The organism is Pseudomonas sp. PF05 (assembly GCF_056521845.1).
On record NZ_JBWLPW010000005.1, the window covers coordinates 260,633 to 272,649 of the forward strand.

A 12,017-nucleotide genomic window follows, 5' to 3' on the forward strand; every position below is an offset into this window, starting at 1 on the left:
GGGAAACACCTCATTGGGATGTGAGCAAAGGCGGGCGGCGCAGCAAACCGTGCACCGGACCGAATACCACCGAAAGCAGGTACAACGCGCCCGCCACCAGCACGATGGACGGCCCGCTGGGCAGTGAGTAATAGAAGGACAACAACAGGCCAAGCCACACCGAGAGGCAACCAAGCAGCCCCGCGATCAGCATCAGCAGCGGCAAGCGACGGCTCCAGAATCGCGACGCGGCGGCCGGCAACATCATCAGGCCAACCACCATCAACGCACCGATGGCTTGGAAGCCGATCACCAGGTTCAACACCACCAGGGTCAGGAACACGCCATGGGCCAACGGGCCGAGACGACTGACGGTTTGCAGGAACAGTGGGTCCAGGGTATCGAGCAGCAACGGTCGGTAAATCAATGCCATCGCCACCAGGCTGGCACCGGAAACCCAGAGCATGCCGGTGAGTGTCGGACCGTCTACCGCCAGGGCCGAGCCGAACAGCAGATGAAGCAAGTCCAGGCGTTTACCGGCCATGCCGAGAATCAACACGCCGGCCGCCAGGGAAATCGGATAAATCGCCGCGAGGCTGGCGTCCTCTCTTAGACCGGTACGCCGGGTAATCCAGGCGGCGAGCCCGGCCATGCTCAGGCCCGCGCCCAGGCCGCCAACAGTCAGGGCGGGCAGGCTCAGCCCGGCAAACCAGAAGCCGAGGGCGGCGCCAGGCAGAATACCGTGCGCCACGGCGTCGCCGATCAAACTCATGCGCCGAAGAATCAGGAACACACCCAACGGCGCCGTGCTGCACGCCAGCACCAGGCCGCCAAGCAAGGCCCTGCGCATGAAGACAAACTCTTGAAACGGTTGCCAGAGATGAGTGACCGCAAGCATCAGGCCACCCACGTCAGAGGTTGTTGGGCGATCAAGTCGACACTGCGGCCTAGTACGCAGCCAGTGCTGCTGATCAGCAGCGTATGGGGAATATGTTGGCGGACCGCTGCCAGATCATGGCACACCACCACCACGGTTCTGCCCGCGGCATGCCATTGATGAATGTGTTTCCACAGCAGCGCCTGGCCTTGTTCGTCGAGGGCGGCGTGGGGTTCGTCGAGCAACAGCAGTGGCGCTTCGGCCAAGCTCAGGCGAGCAAGCAGGGCGCGTTGCAGTTCGCCTCCAGACAACGCCATTAATGGACGATGCTCCAGGCCGGTCAACGCCCAGTCGGCCAGTACGGTCTGGAGCAATTGCCTTCGCATGGCTGGCGTGTGTCGATTACCCCAGGAACCGGCGGCCACCAACTCTTGCAAACTGATGGGGAATTGCCGATCCAGATGCTGTTGCTGCGGCATGAACGAAACCCCTCCGCGGCGTGGAACCTCCAGGGTGACTTTGCCGGAGAGCGGTTTTTGCAGCCCCGCGAGCACTTTCAACAGGCTGCTTTTGCCCGAGCCGTTGGCACCGATGATGGCGGTGAGGCTGCCGGCAGGTCGCTGTATGGCGAGCGGCGGCGTGAGGGGTTGTCCGGGGGCGCCCCAGCACAGCGCTTGGCAGTTGATCATGACGCGTCCCGGGTCCAGCAGCTTTGCGCCACGGCGTCATGGGCGTGCAGGCTTTCGGCATGAACGACGCGCACATTCAGCGCAACGATATCGGGTGACCGACTCAGGGCTGTGCTTAATCGCCGCGCGGCGTCTTCGCAGAACATCAGGTTTTGGCCGTTGGCGAGGGCGAAGGCCTGTTCATCGGCACGTTTGACGGCGGTCTGCACAGCGGTGCCGAGGGCTGCTTCGGCTTCGTTGATGAACGACTGCAGCGGCAAATCGTCGGCATCGGCGTTCAGGCGTAGGCTCAGGGTCGCCGTACTGCGTTGGCTATGAGGGGTGGCGACAATGCCGTTCGATGAACCTAGCCAGGCCAGGATTTCGGCATGCTCAAGTTTCTTGTTAGCGAAGTCGTCGACGAATTGCTGTTGGATCAATTGCCGAGCAAGTGCGGCCGAACAAGGGCAGGTGGAGGAATAGGGGATCTGAATGTTCAGTTCCACGTGGAACACTGCGTTTTTCAAGTGGGCTTCGATGCTCACTGGATAGCGTTTCCAACCCATCAATGGGCTGATAAGTGCCGGACGCTTGAGCAGCAGATCGGTATGCACACTGAGCGATGCCGCGTGGGACAAGCCTTCATGACTATCGAGAAACTGCTGCAGGATTCGGCGCAACAACGCTGGCGACAGCGTCGTCTCTTCAAGCAGCTCTAGCGCCAGGTATAAACGTGACATGTGAATGCCGCGCGCCTCAGCGTCATCAAGGCTGACACCCGCGTCGGCCATTGCACTGAGACGCTGGCCGTCAATCAGCACCGGCGTTGCGATGCCACACATGCCCACCCAATCAAGGGGCAGGGTTTGACGTGAAGCCTGCGCAGCGACGTCGGGCAGTGTTAACGCGTTCATGGTCAAGGTCCATCGAAGGTTCAAAATTAGATGTTATAGTATAACAATGAATTTAAAGAAACCTTTTCCATGAAAGGAGTTTCATCTCCCTAAACGTTCACGTTCCACGTGAAACATCAGCGCGATGAGTCCTGACACCCGTTCATGCGTCCGCATACAAATGCGCCCGCGCTACCGCCAGAACTCGAGAAACGATTGAGAGTCGTCCAGCCCACACGCCGGCTATATCCGACCCAGCTTTCTCCATCCGATGCCAAGCCAGTAAAGAATGTGAGCTGACCGTAACGACTGTTCGTTTGCGCCCAATAACGACGACTGGCCGCTTCAAAACCCCGTAAATAAATAGTGTTTCCCGCGGTCGCAACGCTGTAGGCATTGCCTTGGAGATCCACGCACGCCAGCAAATTTGCACTTCGGGTGCAATTAGCCAAGAGCGAGCTTTGGGCTGAAGCGCTTAATACCCACAGCAACAACGCGCTCGCCAATACGAATTTCAAATGATTGCGCATGGAGTGATCTCAGACCAATGGGGGACGGTGGGGGCTGGTTGAATTGCGTTGTTATACTATAACATGAAATGCCGTGACCCTGACCCCAGCCAAACCTGGAAACGAGCCGTAGTCGAAGCGGCCGCCCGATGAGGATATACCTGATGCCCAATCGTCTTCCCGTAACCGTCCTTTCTGGATTCCTCGGTGCCGGCAAAAGCACACTGCTCAACCACGTCCTGCGTAATCGCGACAATTTGCGAGTTGCGGTGATCGTCAACGATATGAGCGAGATCAACATCGATGGCAGCGAAGTCCAGCGAGATGTCACCCTGAGTCGTTCCGAAGAAAAACTGGTGGAAATGAGCAACGGCTGCATCTGCTGCACGTTGCGCGAAGACTTGCTCGAAGAAGTCGGGCAACTCGCCAGGGAAGGGCGTTTCGATTATCTGTTGATCGAATCCACGGGCATTTCAGAACCGTTGCCCGTGGCAGAAACCTTCACGTTTCGTGACGAAGAAGGTCGAAGCCTGGCCGATGTGGCGCGGCTCGACACCATGGTGACGGTGGTCGATGGTGTGAATTTCCTGCTCGATTACCAAGCCGCCGAAAGCCTTGCGTCACGGGGTGAAACCCTGGGTGAGGAGGATGAACGCTCGATCACCGACCTGCTGATCGAACAGATCGAGTTTGCCGACGTGATTCTGATCAGCAAGATCGATCTGATCAGCCAGCATGAGCGAGAAGAATTGAGCGCAATTCTGCGGCGCCTCAACGCCCAGGCGCAGATCCTCCCCATGGTCATGGGGCAGGTGCCGTTGGGCAGGATTCTCGACACAGGCCTTTTCGACTTCGAACGCGCCGCCCAGGCCCCTGGCTGGCTACAGGAGCTGCGTGGCGAGCACGTGCCGGAAACCGAGGAATATGGCATCGCCTCGACCGCCTATCGGGCTCGCCGGCCGTTTCATCCCGAGCGGTTCTTCAATTTTATCGACCGTCCGTGGCCCAATGGCCAACTGCTGCGCTCCAAGGGGTTCTTCTGGCTGGCCAGCAAACCTGAGGAGGCGGGCAGTTGGTCCCAGGCCGGTGGCTTGATGCGGCATGGCTTCGCCGGGCGCTGGTGGCGGTTCGTGCCGAAAAACCAATGGCCGCAGGATGAAGAAAGTACAGCCGCGATCATGAAGAACTGGCTTGCTGCCACAGGCGATTGCCGCCAGGAGCTGGTCTTCATTGGCCAGGATATCGATTTTGGCCAACTCGCCGCTGAACTGGACGCTTGCCTGCTCACTGACGCGGAAATGGCCCTCGGTGTTGAAAGTTGGCGCCTGTTGCCGGATCCGTTCGGCCCGTGGCATGAAGAGGTCGCGGCATGATGCTGGCGCCTAGTCTGAAAAGGGCGGTGCGGGTACGGCAGGTCCAAGAGGATACGCCAGGGATATTCACGCAGATCCTGGACGACGGCACCAACCTGGCGGTCTGGCAGCGTCAGCTTCCTGCACATATCAGCGATTTTGCGGCCATGGTGCTGGCGATGGACCAGCCGCTGGCCGAATCACGGGTGCTCGAGTTGCCGCAGGAAGACACCCCGCCAGCGCTGCTGGGCCTGGCCGCGGGTTTCAGAGACTTGCAAGGCTATGAAGGTTTTATCGCCGATGTTGCCTGGCTGGTCAGTGCATTTGCCTGCCTGTTGGGTGCGCAACGTGTCGGCCTGCGCCTGCGCACACTGGACAAGGCCATGTGCCCGCGCTTTCACGTTGACCATGTGCCGGTGCGGCTGCTGACCACCTATGCGGGTGTCGGCAGCCAGTGGCTCAAGGAAGGCGCCATGGACCGGCGACGCCTTGCCGAGCCTGAGGCTGAGCCCAGTGATCCGAGCGTGATCCAGCAGTTTCGTTGCGGTGATGTGGGTTTGCTTAAAGGCGAAAAGTGGCACGGTAACGAAGGGCTTGGCCTGATCCATCGCTCTCCGGATCCCGCGCCGGGAGAGCGTCGATTGATTCTCACGCTGGATTGGCTGGCTTAAGGCTTGAGCCAGGTGCCCTGGCTCTGCCCTTCGCAAAATGGCTGCAGGTAAGCGGCATCGGTCGCCACGCCGTAATAGTGAATATCCTGGCGGTAAGGCATATTGGCGACCTGGGCGTTGCTGCAAACGCCGAACGCGCCGCCAGGGCACTGATCGACGTATTGCACCTCGACCTTCTGGCCGGCAAGGTTTGGCTGGCAGAAACCGTCGGCAAACAGCTTCTGCGGGATGTTGCGGTTCTGCTGGCAGACTTTCACATCCAGCCGTTCCGCCTGGCTGCGGACCACGCAAGCCTGGGCCAATGCCTGGTTCGACGTCAGTGCCAGTAACAACCAGCCGATCATTCGCATATTCACCTCCATCGAAAGCCGCCGATTATGTTGCAGCACATTCCCACCCATGTCATCGCCGGTCCTTTGGGCGCCGGCAAGACCAGCCTGATCAGGCATCTGCTGGCGCAGCGCCCGGCCGATGAGCGCTGGGCGGTGCTGATCAATGAATTCGGTCAGATCGGCCTGGATGCCGCGTTGCTGACCCAGGCCGGCGATGGTATCGCACTGGGCGAAGTGGCCGGCGGTTGCTTGTGCTGCGTCAACGGCACGCCGTTTCAGATCGGTCTTGGGCGTTTGCTGCGCAAGGCCCGGCCGGATCGGCTGTTCATCGAACCCTCGGGCCTGGGCCATCCGGTGCAGTTGATGCGACAACTGAATGAAGCACCATGGCTCGGCGTGCTGGCGGTGCAACCCTGCGTGCTGGTGCTGGATGCCCAGGCGATGGCAGACGGCAAGCCTTTGCCCGACGCGCAGCGACAAACCCTGGCGGAGGCCGGACTGCTGGTGCTGAACAAGTCCGAGACCCTCACCCAAGCCGATCGCGAACGGCTGACGGCGCAACTGCCTGGGCGTGCGTTGTACTGGACGCAGCAGGCTGCGCTGCCGATCGAGCGATTGCCAGGGCTTGCGGCTCGGGGCAGTGGGGCTGTGGCTATCTTGAATCTGCCGAAGAGCTTGGGCCAGTTACCGGCTATTTGGTCCGACCCCACGCTGCCGATCTGCCTGTATCAGCAGCAGGACGGTGGCTGGAGTATTGGTTGGCGCTGGCACCCCAGCCAGCAATTCGATGCAGCGGCACTGACGCGATGGCTGCAAGAGCAAGACTGGAAGCGGGCGAAAATGGTTATCCACAGTGTCGACGGTTGGGTTTCAGCCAACGCACTGGAGGGGACGACGCTGGGCTGGCAAGCCAGTGAGTGGCGCCAGGATTCTCGAATCGAGCTGATTTTCGATCAGCCGCAGGACGTTGATGGCCTGCAAGCCGGGCTGGCGAGTTGTCGGTGTCGCTGAGTCAGCCCTGTCTCAAGGCTTCCATTTGTTGTGTTCCTGGCGCCACTGGCTCAACTCGATGACTTCAGCCCTGGGCCTGGTGTGGGCCGGTTCAATCGGCGTTGGCGGTGTTTCTTCGAAGGGCATCGGGTAGGGCGCCAGCTCGATGTGCGCGCTGTGGGCGCCAAACTGGGTGATGGTGCCCGAATGGCGGCTTTCGCCGGTGACGGTGAACTCGAAGGTGTAGACGCGAGCCAGGCGTCGTCGTCCGTTGGCGTCTTTCACGAAACCGATTTTTTTCAGTGCCACATTGCCGTCCAGCAACTCGATCTTGAGGTTGGCGCAATGCTGCATGACCCTCGCCAACGCCCGTTCGCGCAAGCCATGGTTGTGCCACAGCCAGGCGCCGCCGGTAGCCAGCAGCATCAGCACGAAAATGTTTCCAAGGGTCAGCATGAACGAAGCGCTCCAACAAGTTGCTGCCAGCTTAACTGTCTCGCCGGTCTGTCGTACAGGCTGTGTTTAGTCGCATACTGCGCGGCTTGAATTTCAATCGTTTTACGGAAACTTCCCGCATGAAACGTACGCCTCATCTGCTTGCCATTCAGTCCCACGTGGTGTTCGGTCACGCCGGCAATAGTGCCGCGGTGTTTGCGATGCAGCGGGTCGGGGCGAACGTCTGGCCGCTCAATACCGTGCAATTTTCCAATCACACCCAATACGGCCAATGGACCGGGGAGGTGCTTGCACCGGAGCAGATACCGGCATTGGTGGAAGGCATTGCGGCCATCGGTGAGCTGGGTCAGTGCGATGCGGTGTTGTCCGGTTACCTGGGCAGTGCGGCTCAGGGGCGGGCGATTCTGACGGGCGTGGCGCGGATCAAGGCCGCCAATCCAAAGGCGCTGTACCTGTGTGATCCGGTCATGGGACATCCAGAGAAAGGCTGCATCGTGGCGCCCGAGGTGAGTGAATTTCTCCTGGAAGAAGCCGCTGCCGTGGCGGACCTCATGTGCCCGAACCAACTGGAGCTGGACAGTTTTTCGGGACGCAAGGCGCAGTCTTTGCTGGACTGCCTGGCCATGGCCCGGGCGTTGCTGGCCCGTGGACCGAAGGCGGTACTGGTCAAGCACCTGGTCTATCCCGGCAAACCCGATGACAGCTTCGAAATGCTACTGGTGACTGCCGACGGTAGCTGGCACCTGCGCCGTCCACTGCTGGCTTTCCCACGTCAGCCGGTGGGCGTGGGTGACTTGACCTCGGGGTTGTTCCTGGCGCGGATACTGCTGGGGGACAGTCTGGTGGCGGCGCTCGAGTTCACCGCCGCAGCGGTGCATGAAGTGCTGCTGGAAACCCAGGCCTGCACCAGCTATGAACTGGAACTGGTCCGCGCCCAGGACCGGATCGCCCATCCACGGGTGCGGTTCGAGGCTGTGCCGATCAGTATTTGATCAAACAGCGCCAATCCATGTGGGAGCTAGCCCGCTCGCGATAGCGGTGTGACAGGCAATATCCATGTTGGATTTGATGCCGTCATCGCGAGCGGGCTCGCCCCCACATTTGTTTCAGTGGCTGTTTATGGCCCGTCCGCCTTGATCTCCTGGTAGCGCCTCTCCAATTCCTGGCGGATCTGCCGGCGTTGCTGGGCTTGTTCGTAGCGGCGTTTTTCTTCGCTGTTGTGCGGCTGCAAGGGCGGCACGGTGGCGGGTTTACGCTGATCATCCACCGCAACCATAGTGAAGAAGCAACTGTTGGTGTGGCGCACTGAGCGTTCGCGAATATTTTCGGTCACGACTTTGATACCCACTTCCATCGACGTGTTGCCGGTGTAGTTCACCGAGGCCAGGAAGGTCACCAGCTCGCCGACATGAATCGGCTCACGAAAGATGACCTGGTCAACCGACAGGGTCACCACGTAGCGCCCGGCGTAGCGGCTGGCGCAGGCGTAGGCGACTTCGTCGAGGTATTTGAGCAAGGTGCCGCCATGGACATTGCCAGAGAAGTTGGCCATATCGGGGGTCATCAACACCGTCATCGACAGCTGGGCGTTTCCGGGTTCCATAACGTACTCACGGTTCAAGGCAGTCATTCGGGAGTGCACCTCTGCGGATGCTGGTGCGTGGCCTGCTAACAGGTCACCAGGTTTTAAAAACCAACGATATCGGGACGCTGCGCCTGTGGTTGCCGTCACGCGCCAAGGGATCTGTTTCCATATATTGCACCGTATTTTCGTCGGAAGTCGCGGTGTTACCCTTCAAAAGCCCGTTGCGAGGGCAATTCCTACAGAGGAAACGGATTTCTCCAGCTCTGCAGTGCGTCATTAGAACAGGGAGCCCCGACATGCATGCCATCAGTTTCATTCAAGACTTGGCGATCATCATGATGGCTGCGGGGCTGGTAACCGTACTCTTTCATCGTTTCAAGCAACCGGTGGTACTGGGCTACATCGTGGCCGGCTTCATCATTGGCCCGCATACGCCGCCGTTCGGTTTTATCCACGACGAAGACACGATCAGGACCCTGGCCGAGCTCGGGGTGATTTTCCTGATGTTTTGCCTGGGCCTGGAATTCAGCCTGCGCAAACTGTTCAAGGTCGGGGCCACGGCCTTCATCGCGGCGTTCCTCGAAATCGTGCTGATGATCTGGATCGGTTATGAAATCGGCCGCTGGTTCGAGTGGAGCACCATGGACTCGCTGTTCCTCGGCGCGATCTTGGCCATTTCCTCCACTACCATCATCGTCAAGGCCCTCAACGACCTGAAGATGAAGAACGAGCGCTTCGCGCAGCTGATTTTCGGGGTGTTGATCGTCGAGGACATCCTGGGCATTGGCATCATCGCCTTGCTGTCGAGCATTGCCGTCAGCGGCACCGTAAGCTCCGGCGAAGTGTTCTCCACGGTAGGCAAGTTGTCGCTGTTCATGATCGTCGCTTTGGTCATCGGTATTTTGCTGGTGCCGAGGGTGCTGGCCTACGTGGCGAAGTTCGACAGCAACGAAATGCTACTGATTACCGTGCTGGGCCTGTGTTTCGGCTTCTGTCTGCTGGTGGTGAAGCTGGAATACAGCATGGTGCTTGGGGCGTTCCTGATCGGTGCGATCATGGCCGAGTCCCGGCAACTGCTGAAAATCGAGCGGCTGGTGGAGCCGGTGCGGGATCTGTTCAGCGCGATCTTCTTTGTCGCCATCGGGCTGATGCTCGACCCGGCGATATTGCTGCAATACGCCTGGCCGATTGCGGTAATTACCGGCGCAGTGGTGCTCGGCAAGATGTTGTCCTGCGGCGTCGGGGCCTTTATCGCCGGCAACGACGGACGCACCTCGCTGCGAGTTGGGATGGGGCTTTCGCAGATCGGCGAATTTTCTTTCATCATTGCGTCGTTGGGGATGACCCTGCAGGTCACCAGCGATTTCCTCTATCCGGTCGCGGTTGCCGTCTCGGTATTGACCACACTGCTGACGCCGTACCTGATCCGGGCCGCTGACCCGTTGTCCGTCAAGTTGGCGACGTTCATGCCGCAACGGCTGACGCGGGTGCTTGGGATGTATGGCGAATGGCTGCGCAGTATCCAGCCCCATGGTGAAGGTGCGATGGTGGCGTCGATGATCCGGCGGATTTTGCTGCAGGTTGGGGTCAACCTGGCGTTGGTGATCGCGATCTTTGTTTCGGGCGGTTATTTCGCCGAGCGAATGTCGGCTTACCTGCAAGCGTGGATCAGCGACCCGAGCTGGCAGAAGGCCTTGATTTGGGGCGGTGCGTTGCTGCTGTCGCTACCCTTCCTGATCGCCGCCTATCGCAAGCTCAAGGCGCTGTCGATGCTGCTGGCAGAGATGGGTGTGAAACCGGAAATGGCTGGCCGCCACACCCAGCGAGTGCGTCGGGTGATCGCCGAAGTGATCCCGATTCTCTCGCTGCTGGTGATTTTCCTGCTATTGGCAGCCTTGTCGGCCAGCATTCTGCCGACCAACAAGTTGCTCGTACTGATCGCCGTGGTGGCGACTGCCGTGGCGGCACTGCTCTGGCGCTGGTTCATCCGCCTGCATACGCGAATGCAGGTGGCCTTGCTTGAAACCCTGGACAACCACAAGGACTCGTCCGGGCATTGACCGGCGGTGGGCTCAGCTTTCCAGCCAGACATCCCGGGCCCAGTGCCAGACCGATTCCCAGGTCTCTTCGGCGATCAGTTCTTCTTCGGCCTGCCAGAGCACCACAGTGCCGTCTTCCTCGACGCAATAATAATCGTCGCCGTCCTGGCAGATCGGGATCAGGCTGCGGTCGACGCCGGCATCCCAGGCATTGGCGGCCACATCTGGCAGGTAGGTGTGGGATTGTGGATCGGTGACGGTCACCGGTTCCAGGCTGCCATAGACGACATCGCTGACGGTCAGCAAAAACTCCCTGAAGACGAATGGGATATCGATGAACAGCTGCTCTTCGATCTCTACCAGCAAGTCTTCGTCGGGCAACTCCAGCGGGACCGGTACGGGCTCGTTGGCTTCACGCAATTGTTCGATGATTTCTTCCACGTCCGGGGATCCTCTTTCTCGATGGCGCGGTTTTATATGGAGCGGTTTATACAGTAGCTCGCTATAGATGCAACCGCGAAATAGAAAACCCCGGCCTGAGCCGGGGTTCTTTTATTTCAACATGCAAAACGGGCAAAGGTTCAACCGTTCTGGCGGATACCGGCCACCAGCCAAGGCTGGTCATCGCCCTGGGCACGTTCCATGTTCCAGCTTTCGCTGAACGCTTCGCCCTTGTCGAAGCGAGAATCCTTCGACACACCGCTGAAGGTCAGGGTGGCGATGGTCTTGTCGGCGCGATCGTCGACGCCATCCAGTTGTACGGTCAGATTGTCGATGTAGGTGGACTGGAAGCCATCGCCCAGTTCGGCCCGCTCGCGCTTGAGGAACTCCAGCAATTGCGGGGTCACGAACTCAGAGATCTTGTCCATTTCGTTCGCGTCCCAATGTTGCTGAAGGGACATGAAGTGGCTGCGCGCAGCTTCGATGAAGCGTTGCTCGTTGAACCAGGCCGGCGCATTGATGACCGGACGGGCGGTCACAGGCGCTGCCGAACCACCGAAGATCGAACCACTGGCCGGCTGCTGGTTGAACACTTCACGCTGCATCGGCGCGTGGCCGGCCGGAGCGAATTGCTCCTGCTGCTTGCGACGACGGGCGGCAATGAAGCGGAAGACCAGGAAGGCGATGACCGCCATGATCAGGATGTCGAAGATCTGCATGCCCTGGAACCCGTCGCCCATGAACATGGAGGCGAGCAGGCCACCGGCGGCGATGCCGGCCAGGGGGCCGAGCCAGCGCGAAGCACCGCTGGCCTTGGTGGCAGCACCTGCGGCACCGGCAGCGCCTGCGGTGGCAGCGGTAGAGCCAGCGGCAGAAGACGGTGCCATCTGGCTGGTTTGGTGAGTCGGGGCAGCGCCCGAGCTTTTACCACCGCCAAAGCGCTTGGCGGCATTGGCGTCGATGGCCATCGTCAGGCCAATGCACAGCGCCATGGCGATGCTAAGAAAACGTTTCATATAAAGGCATTCCCATTTGTGGATAGCACGCGCGCCATGTTGCACAGCTGAACTGTTGCTGGCTAGCGACAGAGTGTTTCGGGCTTTTGCGTGACAGCTGAGGTTCAGCTTCGGCTGTGCAAGAAGGCTTGTTCGCTTTGGGCTGTAGGAAAAGGAAATAAGGTCGGTCGGAAACTAATGTGGGGGAGACATCAGTGGGAGCAAGGCTT

14 protein-coding genes are annotated in these 12,017 nt (G+C 59.8%); 5 read left to right on the forward strand and 9 right to left on the reverse strand.

From position 1 onward, the window contains the following. Positions 1-10: 10 nt before the first annotated feature. The 4 genes from AC09SL_RS11710 to AC09SL_RS11725 all read right to left on the reverse strand — a co-directional run bounded on the left by AC09SL_RS11710 (position 11) and on the right by AC09SL_RS11725 (position 2,947). Positions 11-877 carry a metal ABC transporter permease gene (locus AC09SL_RS11710; protein ID WP_058546477.1) on the reverse strand — a complete coding sequence of 289 codons (867 nt, stop codon included), beginning with the start codon at positions 875-877 and terminating at the stop codon, positions 11-13. Further along, a complete protein-coding gene (locus AC09SL_RS11715) occupies positions 877-1,545 on the reverse strand; it encodes a metal ABC transporter ATP-binding protein (protein ID WP_058546478.1) in 669 nt (222 codons plus the stop codon). The genes AC09SL_RS11710 and AC09SL_RS11715 overlap by 1 nt, the downstream gene beginning before the upstream one ends. Continuing rightward, positions 1,542-2,438, reverse strand: coding sequence for a GTP cyclohydrolase FolE2 (gene folE2, locus AC09SL_RS11720; protein WP_058546479.1), 897 nt, complete (start codon positions 2,436-2,438; stop codon positions 1,542-1,544). The genes AC09SL_RS11715 and folE2 overlap by 4 nt, the downstream gene beginning before the upstream one ends. A 116-nt stretch (positions 2,439-2,554) precedes the next feature. Continuing rightward, a complete protein-coding gene (locus AC09SL_RS11725) occupies positions 2,555-2,947 on the reverse strand; it encodes a glutamine synthetase (protein WP_081264424.1) in 393 nt (130 codons plus the stop codon). A gap of 143 nt (positions 2,948-3,090) precedes the next feature. On the opposite strand from AC09SL_RS11725, the gene zigA reads away from it, so the two are divergent. Both zigA and AC09SL_RS11735 read left to right on the forward strand, forming a co-directional pair. After that, on the forward strand, positions 3,091-4,299 hold the full coding sequence (zigA, locus tag AC09SL_RS11730; RefSeq protein WP_058546480.1) for a zinc metallochaperone GTPase ZigA: 1,209 nt from the start codon (positions 3,091-3,093) through the stop codon (positions 4,297-4,299). Further along, the gene (locus AC09SL_RS11735; protein ID WP_058546489.1) at positions 4,299-4,949 is read left to right on the forward strand and encodes a DUF1826 domain-containing protein; all 651 of its coding nucleotides are present in this window, start codon (positions 4,299-4,301) and stop codon (positions 4,947-4,949) included. The genes zigA and AC09SL_RS11735 overlap by 1 nt, the downstream gene beginning before the upstream one ends. Here the strand turns inward: AC09SL_RS11735 and AC09SL_RS11740 are convergent. After that, entirely contained in the window at positions 4,946-5,299 is a 354-nt protein-coding gene (locus tag AC09SL_RS11740; protein ID WP_058546481.1) for a hypothetical protein, read from the reverse strand. The genes AC09SL_RS11735 and AC09SL_RS11740 overlap by 4 nt on opposite strands. Positions 5,300-5,326: 27 nt before the next feature. On the opposite strand from AC09SL_RS11740, the gene AC09SL_RS11745 reads away from it, so the two are divergent. Then, entirely contained in the window at positions 5,327-6,292 is a 966-nt protein-coding gene (locus AC09SL_RS11745) for a CobW family GTP-binding protein (protein WP_058546482.1), read from the forward strand. Positions 6,293-6,304: 12 nt separating this feature from the next. Here AC09SL_RS11745 and AC09SL_RS11750 read toward each other — a convergent pair whose 3' ends face one another. Further along, positions 6,305-6,727: a DUF3301 domain-containing protein gene (locus AC09SL_RS11750; protein ID WP_058546483.1), complete on the reverse strand. Its 423-nt coding sequence runs from the start codon at positions 6,725-6,727 to the stop codon at positions 6,305-6,307. Between the two features lie 119 nt (positions 6,728-6,846). Here AC09SL_RS11750 and pdxY point away from each other — a divergent pair, with 119 nt between their 5' ends. Then, positions 6,847-7,719, forward strand: a complete 873-nt coding sequence (gene pdxY / locus AC09SL_RS11755) for a pyridoxal kinase PdxY (RefSeq protein WP_058546484.1) — start codon at positions 6,847-6,849, stop codon at positions 7,717-7,719. Positions 7,720-7,844: 125 nt separating this feature from the next. Here pdxY and AC09SL_RS11760 read toward each other — a convergent pair whose 3' ends face one another. Further along, on the reverse strand, positions 7,845-8,330 hold the full coding sequence (locus tag AC09SL_RS11760; protein WP_058546485.1) for an acyl-CoA thioesterase: 486 nt from the start codon (positions 8,328-8,330) through the stop codon (positions 7,845-7,847). Positions 8,331-8,608: 278 nt separating this feature from the next. On the opposite strand from AC09SL_RS11760, the gene AC09SL_RS11765 reads away from it, so the two are divergent. Further along, positions 8,609-10,372: a cation:proton antiporter gene (locus AC09SL_RS11765; RefSeq protein WP_058546486.1), complete on the forward strand. Its 1,764-nt coding sequence runs from the start codon at positions 8,609-8,611 to the stop codon at positions 10,370-10,372. A gap of 12 nt (positions 10,373-10,384) precedes the next feature. Here the strand turns inward: AC09SL_RS11765 and AC09SL_RS11770 are convergent, their stop codons facing one another. Together AC09SL_RS11770 and AC09SL_RS11775 are read right to left on the reverse strand one after the other, a co-directional pair. Continuing rightward, positions 10,385-10,792 carry an SMI1/KNR4 family protein gene (locus tag AC09SL_RS11770; RefSeq protein WP_003187120.1) on the reverse strand — a complete coding sequence of 136 codons (408 nt, stop codon included), beginning with the start codon at positions 10,790-10,792 and terminating at the stop codon, positions 10,385-10,387. 140 nt (positions 10,793-10,932) lie between these two features. Then, complete coding sequence (locus AC09SL_RS11775) at positions 10,933-11,808, reverse strand: Tim44 domain-containing protein (RefSeq protein ID WP_058546487.1); 876 nt, start codon at positions 11,806-11,808, stop codon at positions 10,933-10,935. Positions 11,809-12,017: the final 209 nt, after the last annotated feature.

Coding starts and splice junctions, on each gene's coding strand:
- AC09SL_RS11710 (WP_058546477.1), bottom strand. CDS start 877: ATGCTTGCGGTCACTCATCTCTGGCAACCGTTTCAAGAGTTTGTCTTC.
- AC09SL_RS11715 (WP_058546478.1), bottom strand. CDS start 1,545: ATGATCAACTGCCAAGCGCTGTGCTGGGGCGCCCCCGGACAACCCCTC.
- folE2 (WP_058546479.1), bottom strand. CDS start 2,438: ATGAACGCGTTAACACTGCCCGACGTCGCTGCGCAGGCTTCACGTCAA.
- AC09SL_RS11725 (WP_081264424.1), bottom strand. CDS start 2,947: ATGCGCAATCATTTGAAATTCGTATTGGCGAGCGCGTTGTTGCTGTGG.
- zigA (WP_058546480.1), top strand. CDS start 3,091: ATGCCCAATCGTCTTCCCGTAACCGTCCTTTCTGGATTCCTCGGTGCC.
- AC09SL_RS11735 (WP_058546489.1), top strand. CDS start 4,299: ATGCTGGCGCCTAGTCTGAAAAGGGCGGTGCGGGTACGGCAGGTCCAA.
- AC09SL_RS11740 (WP_058546481.1), bottom strand. CDS start 5,299: ATGCGAATGATCGGCTGGTTGTTACTGGCACTGACGTCGAACCAGGCA.
- AC09SL_RS11745 (WP_058546482.1), top strand. CDS start 5,327: ATGTTGCAGCACATTCCCACCCATGTCATCGCCGGTCCTTTGGGCGCC.
- AC09SL_RS11750 (WP_058546483.1), bottom strand. CDS start 6,727: ATGCTGACCCTTGGAAACATTTTCGTGCTGATGCTGCTGGCTACCGGC.
- pdxY (WP_058546484.1), top strand. CDS start 6,847: ATGAAACGTACGCCTCATCTGCTTGCCATTCAGTCCCACGTGGTGTTC.
- AC09SL_RS11760 (WP_058546485.1), bottom strand. CDS start 8,330: ATGGAACCCGGAAACGCCCAGCTGTCGATGACGGTGTTGATGACCCCC.
- AC09SL_RS11765 (WP_058546486.1), top strand. CDS start 8,609: ATGCATGCCATCAGTTTCATTCAAGACTTGGCGATCATCATGATGGCT.
- AC09SL_RS11775 (WP_058546487.1), bottom strand. CDS start 11,808: ATGAAACGTTTTCTTAGCATCGCCATGGCGCTGTGCATTGGCCTGACG.